Here is a 22,744-nt window from a genome sequence, read left to right as displayed (position 1 = left end):
ATTTAATCAAACGATAATGTATGGAATGATTCTTAGAAATTATATAAGAATTACGTTCGCGGCTGTGAAATATTACGAGGTTTATTTGGGCTAAACGAGGGTTGTTTCGGGGAGACGAATGTGTGGCGTTTCGCAGCGAATGCCCCAATATGAAGGCCATGAACCTGCACGAGAAAACAACGACCCGCACGCTGGAGATCGGCGGCATGACCTGCGGGGCCTGCGTCGCCCATGTCGAAAAGGTGTTGAAAGCCGCGCCGGGCGTGCGCGACGCGCGCGCAAATCTCGCCACCGAACGCGCGGAAATCGATCTGGCGCCGGACGCCGATCTCGCGGCGCTGGCCCGGCTGCTGGAAGCGGAAGACTACCCGCCGCGCCGGCAAACCCTCGAAATCGGCGTCGGCGGCATGATGTGCGGGGCGTGCGTCGCCCATGTCGAAAAGGCGCTGAAAAAAATCCCCGGCGTGCTCGCGGCGTCAGCCAATCTCGCCACCCATCGCGCGACGGTCGAGGTTTTGAGCGGCGCGGTGGATTACGCCACGCTCGCCGCCGCGATCCGCGCCGAGGATTATGAGCCAAGCCCGATCGAGGCGCAAAACCACGCGCTCGCCGACCGCGCGGCGGAAGCCGCGCTTTTGCGCCGCAATGTCTGGCTCGCGGCGGCAGGCGCCGCGCCGGTGGTGGCGCTGGAAATGGGCGCGCACCTGTCGCCGGCCTTCGCAAGCTGGACGCATCGGGCGCTGGGCCATGACACGGCGATGGTTGTCGCCGCCGCCCTCACCACTTTCGTCCTCGCATTTCCCGGTCGGCGCTTCTTCCAACTCGGTTTCAACTCGCTCAAGCGCGGCGCGCCCGACATGAACGCGCTGGTCGCGCTGGGCGCCGGCGCGGCCTACCTCTATTCGCTGCTCGCCACCTTCGCGCCCAACCTGTTGCCGGAGGGCGCGCGGCACTCCTATTTCGAATCCGCCGCGGCCATTGTCGCCTTCATCCTGTTCGGGCGCTGGCTGGAATCGCGGGCGCGGGGCAGGGCGGCGGAGGCCATAGCCGGCCTCGCGCGCCTGCAACCGAAAACCGCCCACATCCGCCGCGAGAGCGCGACTCGCGACCTGCCGGTCGAGGAGGCGCAAATCGGCGATCTCATCGAAATCCGTCCGGGCGAGCCGATCCCCGTCGATGGCGTGGTGGTTGAGGGCGCCAGCCATGTCGATGAATCGCTGATATCAGGCGAAAGTTTGCCCGTGGCGAAAAAGCCCGGCGAAAAACTGGTCGGCGGCGCGGTCAATCAGGACGGCTTCCTGCTGATGCGCGCCGAAAAAGTCGGCGAGGGCACGGCGCTCGCCGGCATCGTGCGGCTGGTCGAAAGCGCGCAAGGCGCCAAGCTGCCGATCCAGGCGCTCGCCGACAAGGTCACGGCGATCTTCGTCCCGGTCGTGCTGGCGCTCTCCGCCCTCACTTTCGCGCTGTGGATGATTTTGGGGCCGCAACCGGCGCTGGCGCTGGCGCTAGTCAATGCGGTCAACGTCCTGATCATCGCCTGTCCCTGCGCCATGGGGCTGGCGACGCCGGCCGCGCTGATGACGGGATCGGGACGCGGCGCCGAACTCGGCATTCTGTTCCGGCGCGGCGACGCCTTGCAGCGGCTGGCGGAAATCAAGACGCTCGCTTTCGACAAGACGGGCACGCTGACACTTGGAAAGCCGGGGCTGGCCGAAATCGCGCCGGCGTCGGGCCACGCCGAGGATGACATTCTGGCGCTGGCGGCGGCGGTCGAGGCGCGTTCCGAACATCCGCTCGCCCGCGCCCTGGTCGATGCGGCGCGGGCGCGCGGCATGAACCTGCCGGAGGTCGAGGCTTTCGCCTATCAGCCGGGCCTGGGCGTGTCGGGCCTTGTGGGCGCGCGAAAAATCGCCGTGGGGTCGGCGGAGTTGATGGCGGCGCTCGGCGCCGATGTCTCGAACTTCGCCGACGTGGACCGCGAGCAGGCGGGGCGGGGCGCGAGCGTGTTCTTCATCGCCGTTGACGGCGTCACAGCCGGCCTGTTCGCCCTGGCCGATCCGCCGCGCCCGCAAGCGGCGGCGGCGGTGGCGGCGTTGAAAAAACTGGGCGTCGCGACCGCCATGCTCACCGGCGACCGCACGGCGACCGCGCGCGCCATCGGCGAAAACGTCGGCATCGACGACATTCGCGCCGGGCTCAAGCCGGAGGGCAAGGTCGCGGTTTTGGCCGAACTTTCCGAGCGAGGGCCGGTCGGTTTCGTTGGCGACGGCGTCAACGACGCGCCCGCGCTGGCGGCGGCCGATGTCGGCCTCGCCATGGGGGCGGGGACGGAAATCGCGCGCAACAGCGCCGAAGTGGTGCTGGTTGGCTCCAACCCGGAAAAGGTGGCGACGGCGGTGCGGCTGTCGCGGGCGGTGCTGCGCAACATCAAGCAAAATCTCGCCTGGGCCTTCGGCTATAATATCGTGCTGATTCCCGTGGCGATGGGCGCTCTGTATCCGCTCAACGGAACGCTGCTGAACCCGGCGTTCGGCGCGGCGGCCATGGCGCTGTCGAGCCTGTTCGTGCTCGGCAACGCGCTTCGGCTGCGGGCTTTTCGCGGGTGATCTTGCAATGGTTAACGAAATATTAAGCTTGACGCGGCGGTTTTGCTTTGTTCCTCAAGTATGGCGACGCCGTGACAAGAAAGCCGGGTTATCCGACTTATCCACAGGGGGTGGTTGACGTAGGTTCTTGAACTGTTCCCCGAATTAATACTTAACAGCAGCGTCTAAGCGACGATCAAAGGCAGGCGAAAATGACCATCGGCGACACCACGCTCTTTCTGGTTGAGGGCATGAGCTGCGGCAAATGCGCGGCGCGCGTGACCAAGGCGATTCAGGCGCTGGCGCCGGAGGCGCAAGTCCAGATCGATCTCGCAACCAAGCGCGTGACGGTGGCGCCGGCGGCCCCGGACCCCCAAGCCCTCGCCCAGGTCATCACCGAAGCCGGCTATCCCGCCCGCCCGGCGTCCTGAGTCCCGCCAGCGGCTCCCCGCCACCGGCTAGAGGAAGGACATTCGAATTTCTTGATGTTTTGATCCAGGCGGATTACACCCTGCGCAGGATCAATGCGCGGATGTGAAGGCTTGCGCAACTTCGCGCCGGCCTCTCGCGCCAAGGACCGTCAGGACAATCGCGATGGAAGACGAAACCATCATCACCGGGCCGCTCTACGAGGCCAGCAAGAAGGTCTATCCGCAGGCGACCCACGGGACGTTTCGCACCATCAAATGGGGGCTGATGGCGTTCTGCCTCGGCGTCTACTACCTGATGCCGTTCCTGCGCTGGGATCGCGGCCCCAACCTGCCCGATCAGGCCGTGCTGCTCGACATGCCCGGCCGGCGCTTCTATTTCTTCTTCATCGAGATCTGGCCGCAGGAGGTTTATTACTTCACCGGCCTGCTGATCCTCGCCGCCATGACCCTGTTCCTGATGAACGCCATCGCGGGAAGAATCTGGTGCGGCTATCTGTGCTGGCAGACGGTGTGGACCGACCTGTTCTTCGCGGTCGAACGCTGGGTCGAGGGCGACCGCCGCGCGCGCATGATGAAGGACAAGAAGGGCCTGACCTTCTCCCGCCTTCGCGAACTCGTCGTCAAGCATGTGCTGTGGCTGCTGATCGCGCTGTTCACCGGCGGCGCCTTCGTGCTCTATTTCGCCGACGCCCCGACCCTCCTCAAGGAGCTGGCCACCGGCGCGGCGCCGGGCGTCGCCTATATCTGGGTCGGCATCCTCACCTTCACCACCTACATATTCGCCGGCCACATGCGGGAGCAGACCTGCATCTTCATGTGCCCGTGGCCGCGCATCCAGGCCGCGATGACCGACGAATGGGCGCTCAACGTCTCCTACGAGAGCACGCGCGGCGAACCGCGCATGTCGGTGAAAAAGGCGCAACACGCCCACGAGCGCGGCGAAAAGGCCGGCGACTGCATCGATTGCAACCAATGCGTCGCGGTGTGCCCGACCGGCGTCGACATCCGCGACGGCTCGCAACTCGGCTGCATCCAGTGCGGCCTGTGCATCGACGCCTGCAACATCGTGATGAAGGAGGTCGGCCGGCCCGGCGATCTGGTCGCCTACGACACCGACATCAACATCGCCAGACGCGCGGAAAACCTGCCGCCGATCTACCGGCCGATCCGCCCGCGCACCCTGATCTATCCGCTGGTGATTCTGCTGGTCGCCGGCGTGATGGCGCTGAAACTCTCCACCCGCGCCGATCTGTTCGTCAACGTGCTGCACGACCGCAACCCGCTGGCCGTGACCATGTCCGACGGCGGCGTGCGCAACGGCTTTACCGTGCGCGTGCTCAACAAGCAGCCCAATGACAGAAAGGTCGATCTGTCGATTTCCGGCGCGTCCAGCCTGCAATTGTCGATCGTCGACGACAAGGGCGGCCACAGCGTGACCGTCGGCCCGGACCAGACCCTGGAGCTGCGCGTTTCCGTGCTGGCGCCGGCGGGCGCCGTTCCCGACCAGCCTGTCGATGTGGTGTTCACGGTCAAGGACGAAACCGGCGCGACGGAGGCGATCCACAAGGATCATTTCTTCCCGCGCTGATCGCGACAATGGTAAATAATCCGGCGCGACGAAGTTTTCGCCGCGCCGGATGCTTGCGACGCCGGGCCAAGCCGTCCTAAAACGTTTCGCGTGAAATGCCACGCTTTGCCCAGGACTGATCATGGCGGACGACAACACGGACGCGACGCCGGACGCGACCAAGGATGCCATCGAGGAGGTGCGCGAACTGTTGTTCGGCGCCGACAAACGCGTCGCCGACGTCAGGATCGACCAAATCGACGCCCGGCTGGCGCAACTCTACGCCGTTTTGGCGCAGCTCGACGGCCGGTTGGCGCGACTCGACCCCTTGCCGGCGCAAATCGACGCCGCACTGGCGCAACTGGACGCCGGGCTGGCCAAGCTCGACGCCGCACTGGCGCAACTGGACGCCGGGCTGGCCAAGCTCGACGCCGGGCTGGCGCAACTGGACGCCGGGCTGGCGCGCTGCGACGTCAAGCTGGCGCAATTCGACGCCAAACTGGCGCTCATGGACGGCCGCTTCACCCGGATGCACGGCGAGATCGCCGAGTTCGACAGCCGGCTCGACCGGTTCGACACGCGACTCGGTCAGGGCTTGGCGGCGCTGAGCGAGGAAAAGCGCGCCAATGACGCCCGGTTCCAGAAGTTGGGCGCCAGGCAGGACCAGGCGCTCGCGGAGACGCGCGCCGCCGAAGCCAAGCTCGCCGCGTCCGTCGCGCGGCTGGAGCAGGGCCTCGCGGCGCTGAACGCGCGCGCTGTCGAACCCAGGCTGGAATCGCTGGAGACGGCGCTGTCCGCCGAGGTGGCGCCGCGCCTGACCCGCGTGGAAAAACGCGTGGAAGAAGACAAGCGGGAACGCGGCCTGGGCGCGGCCATAGGCTATTCCCTGCGCAATTTCTCGCTCTATCGCAGGGATCGCTGACATGACGAACGCGCGCCCCGATCCCGACCTCGGCAAACTGAAGCGCCTGCTGTTCGAGCCGGAACAGGCGAAAATCGACGCCCTGCAACGCCAATGCGAGGTTTTCGCGCAAAGGATCGGCGATGACGCCCGCTTCGAGGACGCCACCGCCCATGTCATCGCCGGCGCGCTGCGCAAGGCGGAGATCACCCGGCACCGCGAATTGGCGGCGTCGATCGCGCCGGTGGTGGTGGCGTCGATCCGCAGCGAGATCGTCAATTCGCGCGACGTGATGGTGGATGCGCTCTACCCGATCACCGGCCGTCTCGTCGCCGCCGCCGTCGCCAACGCTTTTCGCGAGCTGGCCGAGAGCCTGGAACGGCGCATCGACTCGCTGATGTCGAGCGACCTCTGGAAGCTGCGGCTGCGCGCCGCGCTGACCCGCCGCCCGCTGAGCGAAGTCCTGCTGGAAGCCGCGCGACGGCCACAACTGGTCCGCCTGCTGGCGCTGGAGCGCGACACCGGCAAACTTTTGGCGAGCTGGCGCGCCGACGGGCAGGCCGACGAGTCCGTCGATCTCGTCAGCGGGCTGATCGCGGCCATCAGCCAGTTCTCCGCCCAGGCGTTCGCGCGGGAGCACGGCGAATTGCGCCAGCTCGACATGGGGCCGAACCACATCCTTCTGCGCGCCTCGGCCCGCACCTTGGTGGCGGCGGAATTCTCCGGCATGCCCGATTCCGCTGACGAGCGCCGCATGGACAACGCGCTCTACGACCTGATCGGCGCCGCCCATCCGTTCGACGCCGAGGATCTCGCCCGCCTCGCGCAAAATTTCACTCCGCCCGCGAAAAGCCCGCCCTCGGCCTCGGCGCGTTATGTCCTGGTCGGCCTGCTCGCGGCGGCGCTGGTCGCCGCGTTGTTTGTCCCCGTCCGCGACGCCCTCCACGCCCACCGCGTCGAAACCGCCTTCGCCAGCGCGCGCGACGCGCAAAACCTCGCGGCCTGGCCGCTCGACCTCGCCATCGGCAACGGCAAGGTCTTGCTGCGCGGCCTCGCCCCGGCGGAGGCAGATCTCGACGCCATGACCCAGGCCTTGACCCCGGCGGCGGCGCCTTACACGGTCGAAATCCAAGTGGCGCGCATCGGCGGCGACGCCGAAGGCGCGACGCGCGCAAACGCGCTCGACGCGCGCGCCGCGCAGGCGAACGCGGCCCTCGGCGAAAGGCTCGCCAAGGCCGAAGCCGGGCTCGCGAAAACCGAAGCCGCGCTCGCCGCCGCCGAAAAATGGCGCGGAGAACGCGAGGCCCGCGACAACGCCCCGGCGGCGCGGCTGGCGCGGTTGGCCAGCGCGAGCCCGATCGTTTTCGCCGAGGAAACCAAACTCAAGGCACCGGATCGGGCGCGCGAAAAGATCGCGGCTTTGGCCGAGGCGGTCAAGTCGGGCGGCGGCGGGCTGCGCGTGATCGGCTACACCGATTCCACGGGGAACGCGGACACCAACCACAAGCTCTCGTTGGCGCGCGCGGCCTTCGTCGTAAAACTGCTGGTCGAGGCGGGGGCGCCTCCGGACAAACTGGTCGCGGTGGGGCGCGGCGACGAGCAGGCGGTCGCGGACAAGGGCGGCGACGCCCGCGCGGAAAACCGCCGCGTCACCTTCGAGCCGCTCGATTCGGAGTCGCGATGAGGTTTTCGGCCAAGGTCATGCTGCTCGGCGATATCGGCGTGGGCAAGACGTCGCTGGCGCGCAGACTGGTGTTCGGCAAGTTCGACGCCGGCTACAAGACCACCATCGGCGTCGATATCCTCACCCACGAGTTGAAACTGGTCGGCCGCCCCGAGGATATCTACGCCAAGCTGCTGTTGTGGGACACCGACGGCGATTTCGGCCAGCACATTTTCACGTCGATCTATATCGCCGGAGCGTCCGGCGCGCTGGTGGTGGCCGATTCCTCGCGCCCGGCGACCATTGACAAGATGTACGCGCTGGCGGCGGCTTTCGCCGATGCGATGCCGGGACGTCCGGTGCTCGGCTTGATCAATAAGTCCGACATCGCCCGACCCGATCTCGCCGACCACGACCGGCTCGGCCTGCCGGAAGACCAGGTGATGATCACCAGCGCCAAATCCGGCGACAATGTCGCGGCCGCGTTCCAGGGAATCGCGGAGACGATTTACCGGCGCGGGTAAGCCAACTCTTTGAACAACGCTCACCCTTGGCCGCCAGCGCGCCCGACACTTTCGTCAGCGCGGGATCAAGGCCCGCCGTGAGCACGATGCGTTTCCACGGAAACGCATCGTGCTCTAGACTCTTTGTTTTCGCATGATCTTTTCTAAAAACCGGTGTCCACTTTTTGGGATCATGCTCTAGGCCGGCGGCTGGTAGCTCAAAACCTTGTCGGTGGGGAAATCGTAGAGCTTTCCGGTTTCCGTCCAGTCCGGCGCGCACAAAGCGGCCAGTTTTGGCGCGAACTCTTCCGGCGTCTTCAGCGTGTTCGGGTCTTCGCCGGGCATGGCGTCGGCGCGCATCTTGGTGCGCAGCGGGCCGGGATTGACCAGCATGGCCTTGATCGCGGAGACGTTTTCGGTCTCGGCGGCGTAAGCGCGCACCATCGCCTCCAGCGCCGCCTTGGACGCGGCATAGGGGCCCCAATAGGCGCGCACTTTTTGCGCCACGCCCGAGGACAGCGCCACGACGCGGCCAGCGTCCGACGCCCGCAGCAGCATGTCGAGCGAACGCAGCAGCCGCTGGTTGGCCGTCACGTTGATGGCGAAAATCTGCTCCCACTTGTCGGGATCGCAATGCGAGATCGGCGTGATCGGGCCGAGAATGCCGGCATTGGCGACGAAAATGTCGAGCCGGCCCCAGCGCGCGTAGAGCGCCGCGCCGAGTCGGTCGAGGGCGTCGAAATCCTTGATGTCGCAGGGGACCAGCGTGGCTTCGCCGCCGGCGGCGCGGATCTCGTCGTCAAGCTCCTCCAGCCCGCCCTGGGTGCGGGCCAGCGCCACCACATGGGCGCCGCGGCGGGCCAGCTCCAGCGCGACCGCGCGGCCAATGCCCCGGGACGCGCCGGTGACAAGCGCGACCCGCCCGGCGAGAGGCAAAGCGTTGGACATAACGAACTCCATGAAATCGGGCTTTCGGGGAATCAGCCGGTCTCGGCCAGAAGCGAGAGCTGCGCCTTGATGTCCGCGCCCTTGAGGTCGGTGAGGCTGGTGGGATAGTCGCCGGTAAAACAATGGTCGGTGAATTGCGGCCGCAGCGGGTTGCGCGCCCCGACTCCCATCGCTTTGTAGATGCCGTCCACGGAAAGAAAAGCCAGCGAATCCGCGCCGATCAGCTCGCGCATTTCCTCCAGCGAATGGGTGGCGGCGAGCAGTTTTTCCCGCACCGGCGTGTCGATGCCGTAATAATCGGGATGCGTGATCGGCGGCGAGGAGATGCGGAAATGCACTTCGCACGCGCCGGCGTCGCGCATCATCTGCACGATTTTCATCGAAGTGGTGCCGCGCACGATGGAATCGTCCAGCAGGATAATGCGCTTGCCCTCGACCACGGCGCGATTGGCCGAATGCTTCATGCGCACGCCGAGTTCCCGGATCGACTGGGTCGGCTGAATGAAGGTGCGCCCGACGTAATGGTTGCGGATGATGCCGAGTTCGAACGGAATGCCGGAGGCCCGGGAATAGCCGATGGCCGCAGGCACGCCGGAATCCGGCACGGGCACCACCACATCGGCGTCGATGGGGTTTTCATGCGCGAGTTGCGCGCCCATCTGCTTGCGGACATTGTAGACCGAGCGGCCGTGGACCACGGAATCGGGCCGCGCGAAATAGATGTATTCGAAGATGCAGGGCCGCTCCGGCTGGTGCGGAAAGGGTTTGATGCTCTGCACGCCCTCGTCGGAAATCATCACGATCTCGCCATTGGCGACGTCGCGCACGAAACTCGCGCCAATGATGTCCAGCGCGCAGGTTTCGGAAGCGAGAATGTAATGGCCGTCGAGTTGGCCGATCACCAGCGGGCGGATGCCGAGGGGATCGCGGGCGCCGATCAGTTTCTTGTTCGACAGGGCGACAAAGGCGTAGGCGCCCTCGATCTGGCGCAAAGCCTCGATGAAGCGCTCGACGATCTGGTGCTTGCGCGAGCGCGCGACGAGATGCAGCACCACCTCTGTGTCGGAGGTCGATTGATAGATCGCGCCGGAGCGGATCAACTCGCGGCGGATGGTCAGCGCATTGGTGAGATTGCCATTGTGCGCCACCGCGAAACCGCCGGAATCCAGTTCTGCGAACAGCGGCTGCACGTTGCGCAGGATGGTTTCGCCGGTGGTGGAATAGCGCACATGGCCGATGGCGCGGTCGCCGGGCAGACGCTGGATGGTGGACGCCTTGGAAAAGGTGTCGCCGACCATGCCGATGCGGCGCTCGGAATTGAAGCGATGCCCGTCATAGGAGACGATGCCCGCCGCCTCCTGCCCGCGATGTTGCAGGGCGTGCAGGCCGAGCGCCGTGACGGCCGCCGCCTCAGGATGGCCGAATATGCCGAACACGCCGCACTCCTCGCGCAGCCGGTCGGCGTTCAGATCCAGGGAGTCCAAGTCTACGTCCAAGTTTCTGTCCAAGTCTGCGTCGTCAAGCTCGGAACAATCACGCATGGCGGCGCTCCCGACGCGCGCCGGTCTTTCCGACGCGCGAATTGGGTTCAAGGGCATAAGCCCTAAACGAGCCCGGGTTAAGTTTGGAGTTTCAATAGACCGCGCCACCCAAAATAGGAAGGGGTCACAAAAAATTCATCCCTCGACGCCGTTTATGAAAGATGACCGGGCGGCGCTCAGCGCCCGCCGCGCATCAGCGAGTCGAGCTTGTTCTTGTCCGCGCCGGCGTCGCTTTTCGCGTCGGGCTTGGCCTGAGGCTTGGCCTCCGGTTTGGCCGGGGCTGCGGGCGAGGGGGTCGCCGGCGCATCCTTGGGCTCGGCGTCGGCGTCGGGCGCCGGCGCCTCCTCGGTCGCGGCCGGCTTGGCCTTCTTGAACTTGCTGATGAGACCGTCGGGATCGTCCGGCAACAGCGCCAGAATCTGGTCGCTGGCGGTTTTCAGCAGCGGCAGGCTTTTCGAATTGGCGAGCCAATCCTTTTTCGTCCCCTTGTCGGTCCCATTGACCGCGTCGGGCGCCAGCCAGTTGAGGAAGACGAAGGCGATGGCGCACAGCAGCAGCCCGCGCGCCAGACCGAACAGAAAGCCGAGCGAACGGTCGAGCGCGCCGATTTTTGAGTCGAGAATGGCGTCGGAAATGCGGATGGTGACGATCGACACCAGAATCAGCACCACGAAGAAGATTCCTGCGCCGGCGAGATAGGGCCGCAGCGTCTCCTTGGCGACAAAGATCGGCGAGCCGGGATCGGCCAGTTTGGGCACGAGCATCGGATAGAGATAAATGGCGGCGGCGGCGGCCGCGCCCCAGGACAGGATCGCCATGACTTCGCGGGTGAAGCCGCGCAGCATGGCCAGCAGCGCCGAAATCACAATGACGGCCAGAACGATCAGGTCGAGATAGGACGGCATCGGCGCCTCGGTCAGAATTTCACGAATCCGCGCGGAAAAACGCGCTCGGCGCTTATAGCCAAAGCCCCGCGCGGCGTCGACTCATACGGCTTGCCTAAAAGGAGGCGGATCGGCTTCATCCCGCCGCCCTTTTTACCCCGCCGCTTGCCCCGCCGCGCCCGAGCGCGGCAATATCGGCGATGGCCTCGCCAATGTGGCGGATCGCGTTCAAACCCATGCCGTTCGGTTTCTCGCTCTTGCTGTCGGCCCCTTGCGGCCCCTGCGGCGCGACGGCGCGCGAAAAACCGAGTTTTGACGCTTCCTTCAGCCTCAGGCCCGCGTGAGGCACCGGCCGCACCGCGCCGGACAGCCCGACCTCGCCAAAGAACACCATGTCTTGCGGCAGCGCCGCGCCGACCAGCGACGACACCAAGGCCGCCGCCGCCGCGAGATCCGCCGCCGGCTCCGTGATCTTCATGCCGCCGGCGACATTGAGATAAATGTCGTGCTGCCCGAGTTTGATCCGCCCGTGCGCCTCCAGCACGGCGACCAGCATCGAGAGCCGGGACGGGTCCCAGCCAACCACGGCCCGGCGCGGGGTGCCGAGCGCGCTGGGCGCCACCAGCGCCTGGATTTCCACGAGGACGGGCCGCGTCCCTTCCATGCCCGCAAACACCGCCGCGCCGGCCGCCGACCCGTCGCGTCCCGCGAGAAACAGAGCGGAGGGGTTGGCGACCTCGGCGAGGCCGCCGCCGGTCATTTCGAACACGCCGATCTCGTCGGTCGGCCCGAAGCGGTTCTTCACATTGCGCAGGATGCGGAAATGGTGCGAGCCGTCGCCCTCGAAACTGGCGACAGCGTCCACCATGTGTTCGACCACGCGCGGGCCGGCGATCTGGCCGTCCTTGGTGACATGGCCGACCAGAATGACGCAGGCTCCCGACAATTTGGCGAAGCGAATCAGGGCCTGCGCCGCGCCGCGCACCTGGGTGACGGTGCCGGCGGTGGCGTCGGCGGTGTCGGTCCACATGGTCTGGATCGAATCGATCACCACCAGCGCCGGGGTTCGGCCCGCCGACAGGGTGGCGATAATGTCCTCGACCGAGGTTTCCGCCGCCAGTTCGACGGCGGCGTCGGCGAGGCCCAGCCGTTCCGCGCGCAACCTGACCTGGGCGGCGGCCTCCTCGCCGGAAATGTAAACCACGCGCTCGCCTTTTCGCGCCAGCGCGGCGCAGGCCTGGATCAGCAGGGTCGATTTGCCGATGCCGGGCTCGCCGCCGATCAGCAGCACGGAGCCGGGGACAAAACCGCCGCCGGTGACGCGATCCAGTTCCGCGAGGCCGGAGAGGATGCGCGGCGCCGGCTGCGACTCGCCGGAAAGCCCTTCGAGCGCGAAAATCCGCCCCTTTTTCGCGCCGCGCGCCGCCGCCGCGCCAATGCCGGAGGCGGGCGCCTCCTCGACGAACGTGTTCCATTCGCCGCAGGCCTCGCATTTGCCCTGCCAGCGCGGTGAAATGGCCCCGCAGGCCTGGCAGATGAAATTGGAGCGCGCTTTGGCCAAGGTGAAATTCCGGGGGTCATGAACGAGAACAATTAAAGAACATAAGCGCGCGCAAATGTCCAGCGACGCGCAAGGCCTTCCGCCTCACCCCAGCGTCGCCAGGCCCGGAAAAGTCTGGATCAGCCAGAACGACATGTTCTGGATGCCGCCGGTGAGGAAGGACACGCCGGTCAGCACGAGCAACACGCCGACCACGCGCTCGACCTTGCCGAAATGCGCCTTGAAGCGGCGCATGAAGCGGATGAACGGCTCCATCGCCAGCGCCGCGACGATGAAGGGAAGCCCCAGGCCCAGCGAATAGACGGCGAGCAGGAAGGCGCCCTTGCCGACGGTGGCTTCCGACGAGGCCACCGCCAGAATGGCGGCGAGGATCGGGCCGATGCAGGGCGTCCAGCCGAACGCGAAGGCGAGGCCCATCACATAGGCGCCCCACAGTCCCACCGGCTTTTCAACGCTCACGCGCTTTTCGCGATAGAGCAGGCTGAGCTTGAACACGCCTAAAAAATGCAGGCCCATGCCGATGATCGCCACGCCCGCCAGCGCGGACAGCAGCGGCAGGTTTTGCCGCACGGTCTGGCCGAGCGCGGAGGCCGTGGCGCCGAGCAGCACGAACACCGTGGAAAAGCCCGCGACAAACAAAAAGGCGGCGATGAGCGTGTCGCGTCGGGCGCGGCGCTCGCCGCCCTCGACCAGTTCCTCCAGCCCCGAACCCGCGATGAACGTGAGATAGGGCGGCACCAGCGGCAGCACGCAAGGGCTGAGGAAGGACAGCAAGCCCGCCAGCAGCGCCGCCGTCACAGTCACATTGTCGGTCATTGCCACGCCTTTCGTGTTGCGGCCTTGATAAGCCAAAGCGCAGAATAGGGAAACAACCCTTCGGTGTGACCATGCGCAATCTCGTGACCGATGTGCCCGGCTTGTCTGTCGGCAATGCCGACGACGCCAACATCGCCACCGGCGTCACCGCGCTGCTGTTCGACGCGCCGGCCGTGGCCTCGCTCGCCGTATCCGGCGGCGCGCCGGGCCTGCGCGACGCGCACCTGCTCGAAGCCGACATGACCGTCGAGCGTGTCGACGCCCTGGCGCTGTCAGGCGGCTCGGTTTTTGGGCTGGACGCCATGGGCGGCGTGATCAGCGTGCTGCGCGAGCGGGGCAGGGGGGTGGAGGTGGTTGGCCAACTCGCCCCGATCGTTCCCGGCGCCATTCTGTTCGATCTCGCCAATGGCGGCGACAAGGATTTCTGGCGCGAGCCGGTCTATTGGCGCCTCGGCGCCGAAGCCGCGCGCGCCGCTTCCGGCGATTTCGCGCTCGGCTCGCATGGCGCGGGCCTTGGCGCGACGCTGGCCGATCTCAAGGGCGGTCTCGGCTCGGCCTCCGCCGTCAGCGCCGACGGCTTTGTCGTCGGCGCGCTGGTCGCGGTCAATGCGGTGGGGCAGGCCACCATTGGCGACACCGCGCATTTCTGGGCCGCGCCTTACGAGCGCGACGGCGAATTCGCCGGACGCGGCTGGCCGGTCGCGTTCGACGAGTCCCTGCTGGCGATTCGCATGAAGGGCGCGGAGCCGCGCAACACCAATATCGCCATTGTCGCCACCGACGCCGAACTGACCAAGGCCCAAGCCAAGCGCGTGGCCATTATGGCGCAGGACGGACTCGCCCGCGCGCTGCGCCCCGTTCACGCCGCCATGGACGGCGACACGGTTTTCGCCGCCGCCACCGGCTTTTCCGGCCGCGCGGTCGGGCCGGTGGAGCTGACGCGAATCGGCGCGCTGGCGGCGGATGTCTTGGCCCGCGCCGTCGCGCGCGGGGTTCATGCGGCCAAGGCGCTGGAGTTTCCCGGCGCCTTGCCGAGTTGGCAAGACAAGTTCGGGCTGTGAGAGGGGCGGGTCCGTGCGCTCAAAGCTTCCTTTCCGCGCCGCTTGCGCTAAATAGACCCCATGCGCATTTCGGACTTGGACATTCTCATCATTCCCGGCCTTGGCGGTTCGGGGCCGGACCATTGGCAGAGCCGCTGGGGGCAGAAACTCTCGACGGCGCGCATCGTCGCCCAGGAGGACTGGGACCGGCCGCGCCGCGACCCCTGGGTCGCCAACATCTTGCGCGAGATCGCGGCTTCGACCCGGCCCGTCGTCCTGATCGGCCATAGTCTGGGGGCGCTGGCGGCGGCGAGCGCTGTCGCCGAGCAGGGCGGGGCGGGGAAAGTGAAGGCGGTCTTCCTGGTGGCGCCGCCCGACCTCGACGCGCCCGCGCTCAATGCGGGGCCGATCGACCCCCTGTTCAAAGAAAAAGCGCCGCAAGCGGCGCTTCAAGTTCCCGGCGTGATGATAGCCAGCCGCAGCGACCCTTTCGCCGATTGGGCTTTCGCCGAACGGCTCGCTGACGTTTGGGCGCTGGATTTGGCCGACGCGGGCGACGCCGGCCATATCAACGCCGAGAGCGGTCACGGTCCCTGGCCAGAGGGATTGATGCGCCTGGCCGGGCTTTTCGCTAAAATCTGACCGCTACCGCCTCCGCGCCCCTGCTGACTGTCTGGCTTGGGCGAAACTATATTTCGCCGGCCATACCTTCAGGGCGCGGAATATACCTTGCGCCGGCTCGCCGGCGCGATCTGCCTGTCCTTGCCCCATGTTTGGCGTGATGGACCATGCGACGATCAACGCCAGCGGGATGCCGATCACGTAACCGACGCCCGCCGCGACTGGACTCAATCGCATCGCCTGATCTTCCAGGCTCAGAACCATCAGCGCCATAATCATGAGCGCGCCGGCAAGAACCGAACCACCCATGACCCAGAGCAAAGTCGTCAATCTGGACATATTTGTCTCCATTGACGAGATTTAAGTCTCGCGCAACGACGCCGTGGCGTCGTTGACATGAGTCAAAACGAAAAAAAAGCCGCCCCGAGGGGCGGCTTTTGCTTTGGTCGTCGCGACCGATGGACTCAGCGCGAATAGAATTCGATGACCAGATTCGGCTCCATCACCACCGGATAGGGCACTTCGCTCGGCAGCGGCAGGCGGGTCATCTTGGCGGTCATCTTGGAATGATCGACCTCGTAATAATCCGGCACGTCGCGCTCGGCGAGGCCGATCGCTTCCAGCACGATCACCAGCTGGCGCGAGGCTTCCTTGATCTCGACCACGTCGCCCGGCTTGACCAGATAGGAGGCGATGTTGACGCGGCGGCCGTTGACCTTGACATGGCCGTGGTTGACGAACTGGCGCGCGGCGAACACGGTCGGCACGAACTTCGCGCGATAAACAACGGCGTCGAGACGGCGCTCGAGCAGGCCGATCATGTTGTCGCCGGAATCGCCCTTCATGCGGATCGCCTCGGCGTAATATTTGCGGAACTGCTTTTCCGAAATATTGCCGTAATAGCCCTTCAGCTTCTGCTTGGCCTTGAGCTGGGTGCCGAAGTCCGACATCTTGCCCTTGCGGCGCTGACCGTGCTGGCCGGGGCCGTATTCGCGCTTGTTGACCGGGCTCTTCGGGCGGCCCCAGATGTTCTGGCCCATGCGGCGGTCGATTTTATACTTGGCTTCTAAACGCTTCGTCATAAGGTCCTCGATATTTGTACACGAAGACCTTTCGCGCGCTCCATTGCGGGCGCGGCGGCGAAAGCGATCCTCGCGTTCGGCGTTGAAGAAACGCCGGCGGGAATCGCGCCCTCCTCTGCCTCCATCGGGAGGCCGACAGATCGCTCACCTTTGTTTGAGCATGACCTTATCCGAAAACCGGAATCCACTTTTCGGGGTCATGCTAAAAATCGGGAACGGTCACGGGTGCGAAAAACTTTCCCGCCGGCAAGACCAGCGGGAGAGAGACGCGGTGATTACAGGAGCCAGCCGCGTGCGTCAAGGCAAGCGGACCAGTTGCTTGCCGAAATTCTTGCCCGCAAGCAGGTCGAGGAAGGCTTTCGGCGCGGAGTCGAGTCCGTCCGAGACGCTCTCGCGCCATTTCAGCTTGCCGCCGGCGTAAAGCGCGGTGAGGTCGGCCTGCGCTTGCGGCCACAGATCCATGCGGTCGAACACGATCAGCCCCTCGATCCTGAGCCGCCGCACCAGCACCAGGCGCAGATCGGGCAGGGAGGAGGTTTCCTCGCCTTCATAGGAGGAGATCAGGCCGCAGATGGCGACGCGCGCGAAAGTGTTGAGCCTGCGCAGGCAGGCGCCAAAAATTCGCCCGCCGGCGTTTTCGAACAGGCCGTCGATTCCCTTTGGCGCGGCGGCTTTGAGATCCGCGGCGAAGGTTGGCGAGTGGCGGTCGAGACAGGCGTCGAAACCCAGCTCTTTCACCGCATAGGCGCATTTTTCAGCGCCGCCGGCGATGCCGACCGCCCGCGCCCCCGCCGCGACCGCCAATTGCCCGACCACCGAGCCCACCGCGCCGGTCGCCGCCGAGACCACGACGGTTTCGCCGGGTTTGGGCGCGATGATGGTGTGCATGCCGATCCAGGCGGTGATCCCGGGCATACCCAGCGCGCCCAGAAACGCCTGGAGCGGAGCGCGGGAGGCGTCCACCTTGCGCAGCAGGGCGGCGTCGTCGCGCGCGTAAAGCCGCCAGCCGCCCATGCCCAAAACCTTGTCGCCGACGGAAAAACCCGGATTGCGCGAGGCGACGACTTCGCCGACCGTGGCGCCGATCATCGGCTTGCCGATCTCCTGACTGGCGGCATAGGAGGGGCCGTCGTCCATGCGGCCGCGCATATAGGGGTCGAGCGAGAGGAAGGCGTGGCGCACCAGCACCTCGCCCGGTCCGGGATCGCCGGTCTCCTCCTCGAAGGGCGCGAAATTGTCCAGCGTGGCCTTGCCCCCCGCCGGCGGGCGCGACGCCAGAACGAATCCCTTGTTGAGCGGCATGATTTCCTCCATAGCTGCCAAGACCTGAAACGCAGCTTCACCCGTTTCGGCGGGTTCAGTGAGCAATTTTTTCGATTCGCCATGATTCGCCCTGCCATGATTCGCCCTGCTGAATTGGGCCGACCGCCCAAAATCCTTGTGTTCGACTCCGGCCTCGGCGGCCTGACGGTTTTACGCGCCCTGATGAAACAGCGCCCCGACGCCGATTTCGTCTATGCCGCCGACGATCTCGGCTTTCCCTATGGCCCGCGCCCCGAAAGCGAAGTGGTGGCGCTGGTGCTGGACGCGATGGCGAAGCTGATCGCGGCGGAACAGCCGGATTGCGTGGTGATCGCCTGCAATACGGCCTCCACGCTGGTGTTGCCGCATCTGCGGCGGAGATGGTCCGTCCCCTTCGTCGGAACGGTGCCGGCGATCAAGCCGGCGGCGGAATTTTCCGCGACCCGGATGATTTCCATCCTCGCCACGCCCGGCACGGTGTCGCGCGACTACACCCGCGCCCTGATCGAAAAATTCGCCGGCCATTGCGACGTGGCGCTGGTGGGGGCGCGAAAGCTCGCCACGCTCGCCGAATCCTACATGCAGGGCGAGGCGCTGGCGGACGCGGAGATCGCGGCGGAGATCGCGCCCTGTTTCGTCACAGACGGGGCGCGGCGCACCGATTGCGTGGTGCTGGCCTGCACCCATTATCCGCTGCTGCGCGACATTTTCGTCCGGCTCGCGCCTTGGCCGGTGCGTTGGATCGACCCGGCGCCAGCCATCGCCCGCCGCGCCGACCATGTTTTGCGCGAAAAGTTTCCGCCGCTGGGGCAGGGCGGCGGCTTCCGCTTCCTCACCACCAGCGGCGCCGCGCCGGGGGAGAAGCTGCTCGCGGCGCTGAAGGTTTTTTTGCCAGCGCGTCCTGAAGACCCGGGCGTGGAGCGGGCGCGCCAGCGCGCGGAAGGATGACATGACCGACAAGCGCCCGCATGAATTCATCGCCGACGCGGATTTCGCCCGCCGCCGCGCCGAGGCGCGCGAAAAACTCGACGCGCTCGACCCGGCCAAACAGGGACGGGGGTTCGACGATCCGCTGCGCCGCGACTGGTTCAAAACCGTTTACGCCCTGGCCGAGGGCGACGCCGCCAAGGTTCCTTGGGGCAATCTCAGCGCCCATCCGCTGCTTGCGCAATGGCTGGAGGCGCCGCCGCACCTTGAGGGGTTGCGCGCGCTGGATATCGGCAGCGGCCTCGGCGACAACGCCGCCGCGCTGGCCGGGCAGGGCGCCGACGTCACCGCATTCGACCTTGTTCCGGCCGCCGTGGACTGGGCGAAACAACGCTTTCCGACCCTCGACTTCCGCGCCGCCGACCTGTTCGCCGCGCCGCCCGACTGGGCGCGGGCCTTCGATTTCGTCAATGAAATCTACACCTTGCAGGCGCTGCCCGCCGAAATTCTGCCGCGCGCGCGGCAAGCTATCGCGGGTTTCGTCAAGCCCGGTGGGCTTTTGCTGGTCATTTCCCGGGCCCGCGACGAGGATCAGACCCTTGACGGACCTCCTTGGCCGCTCTGTCGCGCCGATCTGATGGCGTTCGAGGATTGCGGGCTGCGCCTGGAGCGCCTGGACGACATTCCGCCCGGCGTTCTCGCGAGCCGGCACTGGTTGGCTTTATTCAGAAAACTCTGACAGATTGGCCGCCATCCGGCGCAAGAGCGCGATGAACAGCGCCCGCTCCGCCGCGCTGAAATCTTGCGAGGCTTGGCCGTTGACCGCTTCGGCTTCCGCGATGAGCGGCGCCCGCAGGGCGCGGCCCTTTTCGCTGAGCCCCACCAGCACCTGACGGCGGTTGCCGGGGTCGGGGCCGAAACTCACCAGACCGTCGCGCTCCATGCGCTTGAGCGTGTTGGCGACGGTCGGCTGTTCGATGTCCAGCCGGCGGGCGATTTCCGACTGGGTAATGCCCTCCTGCTCCCACAGGATCAACAGGACGGGGAATTGGCCGAGGGCGACGCCGTGGCGGCGCAGCCTTTGGTCGAGCGCCCGGGCGAACAGGCGCCCGAGCAGATTGACCACATAGCCGAGGCTCTCGTCGCGGCGGAATTCGCCTTCGGGTGTGGTCATGAAGCGCCTCGTTACGCCGTCGCCGCGCCGCGCCGGAACAGGGTCGGCTTATAGAGGCCGAGGGCGATCAAGGCCAGCGCAAGCGCCACATTGGCGGCGCCGAATCCGTCCTCCGTCAGCAGCGCGCCGCCGAGGGCTTCGCCATAGTCGCCCGCCTTGGCCAGGGCGAGCGCGCGGATTCCGGCGGGAACGATGAACGCCGCCGTGTTGATGACAATCAACGCCGCGCCGCCGACATGCGCCGCCAGCCAGCCGATTTTCAGAGGCGACAGCCGCGCCGCCGCCAACATGCCGGCGCCCGAGGCGATCAGCAGGCCCAGGCCGGGCAGGGTCAGCAGCCGCGTGGCGTGCACGATTTCCGCGCGGGCGGCGACGAAAGCAGGATCGCCGGGCGCCCCCGCCAGGACGCCGGCGACGATATGCCCAAAAATGCTGCCGAGAAACAGCGTGAGGCCGAGAAGATGCAGGAATTTGCAGAAACGAGACATGATCCGCTCCTATGTCCGAAACAACATAGCAAGCTATAGTACAGCACCAAATTAATAGCAAGCTATGATTTAATCGGAGAGGATTTCGCGTTCGCGCCGCTTGGCCTCGTCCCACAACGCGTCCATGTCGGCGAGGCTGACCTCTCCGAGTTTTTTTCCCGCCTTGTCAATTTCTTGTTCGATATAGTTGAAGCGTCGCTCGAACTTCTGATTGGTCGCGCGCAGCGCCGTGTCAGGGTCGGTTTTCATGTGACGGGCGAGATTGGCCACGGCGAACAGCACGTCGCCGATTTCCTCCGCCACATGGGCTTTGTCGTCGCGCGACAGCGCTTCCTCGACCTCGTCGCATTCCTCGCGAATCTTGGCCAGCACCAGTTTGGCGTCGTTCCAGTCGAAGCCGACCTTTGACGCCTTGTCCTGCAATTTGACGGCGCGGGCGAGGGCGGGCAGGGCGGCGGGCACGTCGGCCAGAAGACCGTTTCGCGCCTGATCCGGCAGGCCGCGCGCGCGGCGCTGCAAAACCTTTTCCGCCTTTTCCCGCGCCTTGATTTCGGCCCAGACCCCTTCCACCGCCTCCGGCGTGCGCTGTTGCGGTTCGCCGAACACATGGGGATGGCGGCGAATCAGCTTTTCGTTGATCGCCAGCACCACGCCGCCGAAATCAAACAGGCCGCGCTCCCGCGCGATCTGGGCGTGAAACACCACCTGGAGCAGCAGGTCGCCCAATTCGTCGCGCAGATCGATGAAATCCTCGCGCTCGATGGCGTCCACCACCTCGCTGGCCTCCTCGATCGCATAGGGCGCGAGCGAGCGGAAATCTTGCGCGAGATCCCAGGCGCAGCCGATCTCCGGCGTGCGCAGGCGCGCCATGATTTCGAGCAGGCGGGAAAGGTCGCGGGTTGGCTGCATGGCTTCATCCAAAACAAAAGAGCAGGGGGACGCCCTGCTCTTTCCTGAGTCGATCGTTTCGCGAACAGTAACCTTTGGCGGTCAGGCCAGCGAAATGGCGACGGCTTCGCGGCCCTTTTGCGTGTCGACCACCTTCATGGTGACCGGCTGTCCTTCGGCGAGGCCGGAAATGCCGGCGGTCCCGAGGATGGAGATGTGGACGAAGACATCCTTGCCGCCGTCGCTGGCCTGGACGAAGCCAAAGCCCTTGGCGCCGTCAAACCATTTGACCGCGCCCTCGACTTCGACGGCGCTGGACAGGTCGGGCGCGCGGCGGGCCGGGCGCGGCGAGTCGAAGGCCGGACGCTGCGGCGCGCGCTCGGCGGCGCCGGCGGTGTCCACCTCGATCACGCGGGTGACCTGCTGGCCCTTGACGCCATTGGCGACGAGCACCTTGAGCTTGGCGCCCGGCGGCACGTTTTCGTAGCCGGCCTGTTGTAGCGCGCCGATATGGAGGAAGGCGTCTCCCGCGCCATTGCCCAGTTCGACGAAGCCGAAGCCCTTGTCGGTCTTGAACCACTTCACCACGGCGTCGACGGAATTCCCGACAGGGCCGGCGGACGGGGGCGGGGGAGCGAATTCACCACCGAAACCGCCGCCCATGGGCTGGCGATCGAAGGTCTGGCGGGGCTGACGAAACGTCCGCGGGCTGTCGAATGAGGGCCCATCATCATCGAAACCGCGCTTCCTGGGGCCCCGGAAATCTTTACCTTTGCTCATGTCCGCCTATTTAACTCCGCCTCATTTCAAAATGGCGCGGGCCTGCAAATCGCCCATACGCCGAATTGCCCCACAGCTCGATGACCGGAGGGAACCGCCAGCAGATGGTTGTGTGATTATTTTCAAGTCCAAAGCCCGCGCATTCACTATTTAACAGCAAATTGCCAATTCTGGCTATGGGTAATTTCGCGGATTCGCCCCGTTTCATGGCGAAATTTCGCGCCTTTCGGATTACCGTTACGGAACTGCTGACGTCCGCGTCATCAGCGTCGTCAGACGGGTCCGATCGCCGCCCGTCGATCCCGGTTCGGATCGCGGCGCGGGCGGCGGCCATCAGGCAAGAAAGCGGCTAAAAATGTGGTGAACTTTTCCGTTTCCGTGTCCGGCATGAGGTCGGCCGCGCCATCGGCGCATGTCGGAAAGTCTTGGCTCCGGCGCCACGAGCGCGTTAATCGTGACGCTGTTGACCCAGGTAGAAGCGTCACGGACACATGAGGGGGAAAGCGGGACTTTGCCGGAAATTCCCTTGGAGGGCGAAGGGTTTGGCGCGCGGGGAGGCGTCTTGCTCCGACCTTGCCCCCATATCACGGATTCGCATAATAATGATTATGGAACTCACAGACGTTCGAGTGTGGGGCAAGAACCATATGCGGCCGCCGCCATCTCGACCGCCGCCGGCCGCGTTCGCCGCGCTGTGGGCGCGGTTCTTGCTCTAACATTACCTTGGTAAGGAGCCGCCATGACCGTCGTTCTATCCGACACGCTCAAACGTTTCATCTGGGATTTCCAGTCCGTCGCCGAACTGGCGGAAACCCGACGCGAATTGTTGCTGATCGGCGGCGACGTGTTCAAGCGCGCGCTCGGCGCGCCCGATTTGACGCCGCCGGCCTTCGCCGCCGCCGATTCGTCGGGCCCGCGCCTCTACCAGCTCTACGCCGACGCGCTCGCGCGATTCGTCCTGGCGAGTCTGGCGCTCGCGCCGAATCAGGAAGGCCCGGTGCTGATGGGGGCGGGGTGGCGCATGGCCGGGGTGCTGTCCGGA

Annotated in this window: 22 protein-coding genes and 1 pseudogene; 11 read left to right on the top strand and 12 right to left on the bottom strand. The window is 65.9% G+C overall.

Going from position 1 to position 22,744, the window contains the following annotated elements; translation table 11 throughout:
* The first annotated feature begins 122 nt into the window (after nucleotides 1–122).
* The 6 genes from CCR94_RS13560 (at nucleotide 123) to CCR94_RS13535 (ending at nucleotide 7,671) form a co-directional block, all read left to right on the top strand.
* The gene (locus tag CCR94_RS13560) at nucleotides 123–2,606 is read left to right on the top strand and encodes a heavy metal translocating P-type ATPase (protein ID WP_244594063.1); all 2,484 of its coding nucleotides are present in this window, start codon (nucleotides 123–125) and stop codon (nucleotides 2,604–2,606) included.
* Between the two features lie 191 nt (nucleotides 2,607–2,797).
* Complete coding sequence (locus CCR94_RS13555; protein WP_104508387.1) at nucleotides 2,798–3,016, top strand: heavy-metal-associated domain-containing protein; 219 nt, start codon at nucleotides 2,798–2,800, stop codon at nucleotides 3,014–3,016.
* A 163-nt stretch (nucleotides 3,017–3,179) separates the two neighbouring features.
* Nucleotides 3,180–4,604, top strand: coding sequence for a cytochrome c oxidase accessory protein CcoG (ccoG, locus tag CCR94_RS13550; protein WP_104508386.1), 1,425 nt, complete (start codon nucleotides 3,180–3,182; stop codon nucleotides 4,602–4,604).
* A 121-nt stretch (nucleotides 4,605–4,725) separates the two neighbouring features.
* On the top strand, nucleotides 4,726–5,505 hold the full coding sequence (locus tag CCR94_RS13545) for an efflux RND transporter periplasmic adaptor subunit (protein ID WP_104508385.1): 780 nt from the start codon (nucleotides 4,726–4,728) through the stop codon (nucleotides 5,503–5,505).
* Nucleotide 5,506: 1 nt separating this feature from the next.
* Nucleotides 5,507–7,168, top strand: coding sequence for an OmpA family protein (locus CCR94_RS13540; protein ID WP_104508384.1), 1,662 nt, complete (start codon nucleotides 5,507–5,509; stop codon nucleotides 7,166–7,168).
* On the top strand, nucleotides 7,165–7,671 hold the full coding sequence (locus CCR94_RS13535) for a Rab family GTPase (protein WP_104508383.1): 507 nt from the start codon (nucleotides 7,165–7,167) through the stop codon (nucleotides 7,669–7,671). Before CCR94_RS13540 ends, CCR94_RS13535 begins: the two co-directional genes overlap by 4 nt.
* Before the next feature lie 177 nt (nucleotides 7,672–7,848).
* Here CCR94_RS13535 and CCR94_RS13530 read toward each other — a convergent pair whose 3' ends face one another.
* The 5 genes from CCR94_RS13530 to CCR94_RS13510 all read right to left on the bottom strand — a co-directional run bounded on the left by CCR94_RS13530 (nucleotide 7,849) and on the right by CCR94_RS13510 (nucleotide 13,400).
* Nucleotides 7,849–8,598, bottom strand: a complete 750-nt coding sequence (locus CCR94_RS13530) for an SDR family NAD(P)-dependent oxidoreductase (RefSeq protein WP_104508398.1) — start codon at nucleotides 8,596–8,598, stop codon at nucleotides 7,849–7,851.
* 32 nt (nucleotides 8,599–8,630) lie between these two features.
* A complete protein-coding gene (gene purF / locus CCR94_RS13525; RefSeq protein WP_104508397.1) occupies nucleotides 8,631–10,139 on the bottom strand; it encodes an amidophosphoribosyltransferase in 1,509 nt (502 codons plus the stop codon).
* Between the two features lie 176 nt (nucleotides 10,140–10,315).
* The gene (locus CCR94_RS13520; RefSeq protein ID WP_104508382.1) at nucleotides 10,316–11,044 is read right to left on the bottom strand and encodes a CvpA family protein; all 729 of its coding nucleotides are present in this window, start codon (nucleotides 11,042–11,044) and stop codon (nucleotides 10,316–10,318) included.
* A 115-nt stretch (nucleotides 11,045–11,159) separates the two neighbouring features.
* Entirely contained in the window at nucleotides 11,160–12,584 is a 1,425-nt protein-coding gene (gene radA, locus CCR94_RS13515; protein WP_104508381.1) for a DNA repair protein RadA, read from the bottom strand.
* Between the two features lie 84 nt (nucleotides 12,585–12,668).
* Nucleotides 12,669–13,400, bottom strand: a complete 732-nt coding sequence (locus CCR94_RS13510) for a cytochrome c biogenesis CcdA family protein (protein ID WP_104508380.1) — start codon at nucleotides 13,398–13,400, stop codon at nucleotides 12,669–12,671.
* A 71-nt stretch (nucleotides 13,401–13,471) separates the two neighbouring features.
* Between CCR94_RS13510 and CCR94_RS13505 the strand changes: the two genes are divergently transcribed.
* Both CCR94_RS13505 and CCR94_RS13500 read left to right on the top strand, forming a co-directional pair.
* Complete coding sequence (locus CCR94_RS13505; RefSeq protein ID WP_104508379.1) at nucleotides 13,472–14,461, top strand: P1 family peptidase; 990 nt, start codon at nucleotides 13,472–13,474, stop codon at nucleotides 14,459–14,461.
* A 60-nt stretch (nucleotides 14,462–14,521) separates the two neighbouring features.
* Nucleotides 14,522–15,082 carry an RBBP9/YdeN family alpha/beta hydrolase gene (locus tag CCR94_RS13500; RefSeq protein ID WP_104508378.1) on the top strand — a complete coding sequence of 187 codons (561 nt, stop codon included), beginning with the start codon at nucleotides 14,522–14,524 and terminating at the stop codon, nucleotides 15,080–15,082.
* A gap of 3 nt (nucleotides 15,083–15,085) precedes the next feature.
* Here CCR94_RS13500 and CCR94_RS13495 read toward each other — a convergent pair whose 3' ends face one another.
* From CCR94_RS13495 to CCR94_RS13485, 3 genes are all read right to left on the bottom strand, one after another.
* The gene (locus tag CCR94_RS13495) at nucleotides 15,086–15,391 is read right to left on the bottom strand and encodes a hypothetical protein (protein WP_158254757.1); all 306 of its coding nucleotides are present in this window, start codon (nucleotides 15,389–15,391) and stop codon (nucleotides 15,086–15,088) included.
* Nucleotides 15,392–15,525: 134 nt separating this feature from the next.
* Complete coding sequence (rpsD, locus tag CCR94_RS13490) at nucleotides 15,526–16,143, bottom strand: 30S ribosomal protein S4 (protein ID WP_104508376.1); 618 nt, start codon at nucleotides 16,141–16,143, stop codon at nucleotides 15,526–15,528.
* 297 nt (nucleotides 16,144–16,440) lie between these two features.
* A complete protein-coding gene (locus CCR94_RS13485) occupies nucleotides 16,441–17,445 on the bottom strand; it encodes an NADP-dependent oxidoreductase (RefSeq protein ID WP_184421260.1) in 1,005 nt (334 codons plus the stop codon).
* Between the two features lie 96 nt (nucleotides 17,446–17,541).
* Here CCR94_RS13485 and murI point away from each other — a divergent pair, with 96 nt between their 5' ends.
* Nucleotides 17,542–18,393: a glutamate racemase gene (gene murI, locus CCR94_RS13480; protein ID WP_104508374.1), complete on the top strand. Its 852-nt coding sequence runs from the start codon at nucleotides 17,542–17,544 to the stop codon at nucleotides 18,391–18,393.
* Between the two features lies 1 nt (nucleotide 18,394).
* Entirely contained in the window at nucleotides 18,395–19,111 is a 717-nt protein-coding gene (locus tag CCR94_RS13475; RefSeq protein WP_104508373.1) for a class I SAM-dependent methyltransferase, read from the top strand.
* Here the strand turns inward: CCR94_RS13475 and CCR94_RS13470 are convergent.
* The 4 genes from CCR94_RS13470 to CCR94_RS13455 form a co-directional block, all read right to left on the bottom strand.
* On the bottom strand, nucleotides 19,094–19,546 hold the full coding sequence (locus CCR94_RS13470; protein WP_104508372.1) for a MarR family winged helix-turn-helix transcriptional regulator: 453 nt from the start codon (nucleotides 19,544–19,546) through the stop codon (nucleotides 19,094–19,096). The two genes, CCR94_RS13475 and CCR94_RS13470, sit on opposite strands and share 18 nt — an antisense overlap.
* An 11-nt stretch (nucleotides 19,547–19,557) precedes the next feature.
* A complete protein-coding gene (locus tag CCR94_RS13465; protein ID WP_104508371.1) occupies nucleotides 19,558–20,034 on the bottom strand; it encodes a DUF2269 family protein in 477 nt (158 codons plus the stop codon).
* A 69-nt stretch (nucleotides 20,035–20,103) separates the two neighbouring features.
* Nucleotides 20,104–20,943 (bottom strand): nucleoside triphosphate pyrophosphohydrolase, encoded by an 840-nt coding sequence (gene mazG / locus CCR94_RS13460; protein ID WP_104508396.1) that lies wholly within the window; start codon nucleotides 20,941–20,943, stop codon nucleotides 20,104–20,106.
* A gap of 81 nt (nucleotides 20,944–21,024) precedes the next feature.
* Nucleotides 21,025–21,702: a cold-shock protein gene (locus CCR94_RS13455; RefSeq protein WP_104508370.1), complete on the bottom strand. Its 678-nt coding sequence runs from the start codon at nucleotides 21,700–21,702 to the stop codon at nucleotides 21,025–21,027.
* Nucleotides 21,703–22,441: 739 nt separating this feature from the next.
* Between CCR94_RS13455 and CCR94_RS13450 the strand changes: the two are divergent.
* Nucleotides 22,442–22,744, top strand: a pseudogene (locus CCR94_RS13450) (cysteine dioxygenase family protein); the annotation flags it as partial.

Origin of the sequence: Rhodoblastus sphagnicola (assembly GCF_002937075.1) — a bacterium.
GTDB classification, from domain to species: Bacteria; Pseudomonadota; Alphaproteobacteria; order Rhizobiales; family Beijerinckiaceae; genus Rhodoblastus; species Rhodoblastus sphagnicola.
The sequence above is the reverse complement of the archived record's forward strand: the minus strand, read 5'-3'. Positions and strand labels throughout refer to the sequence as shown.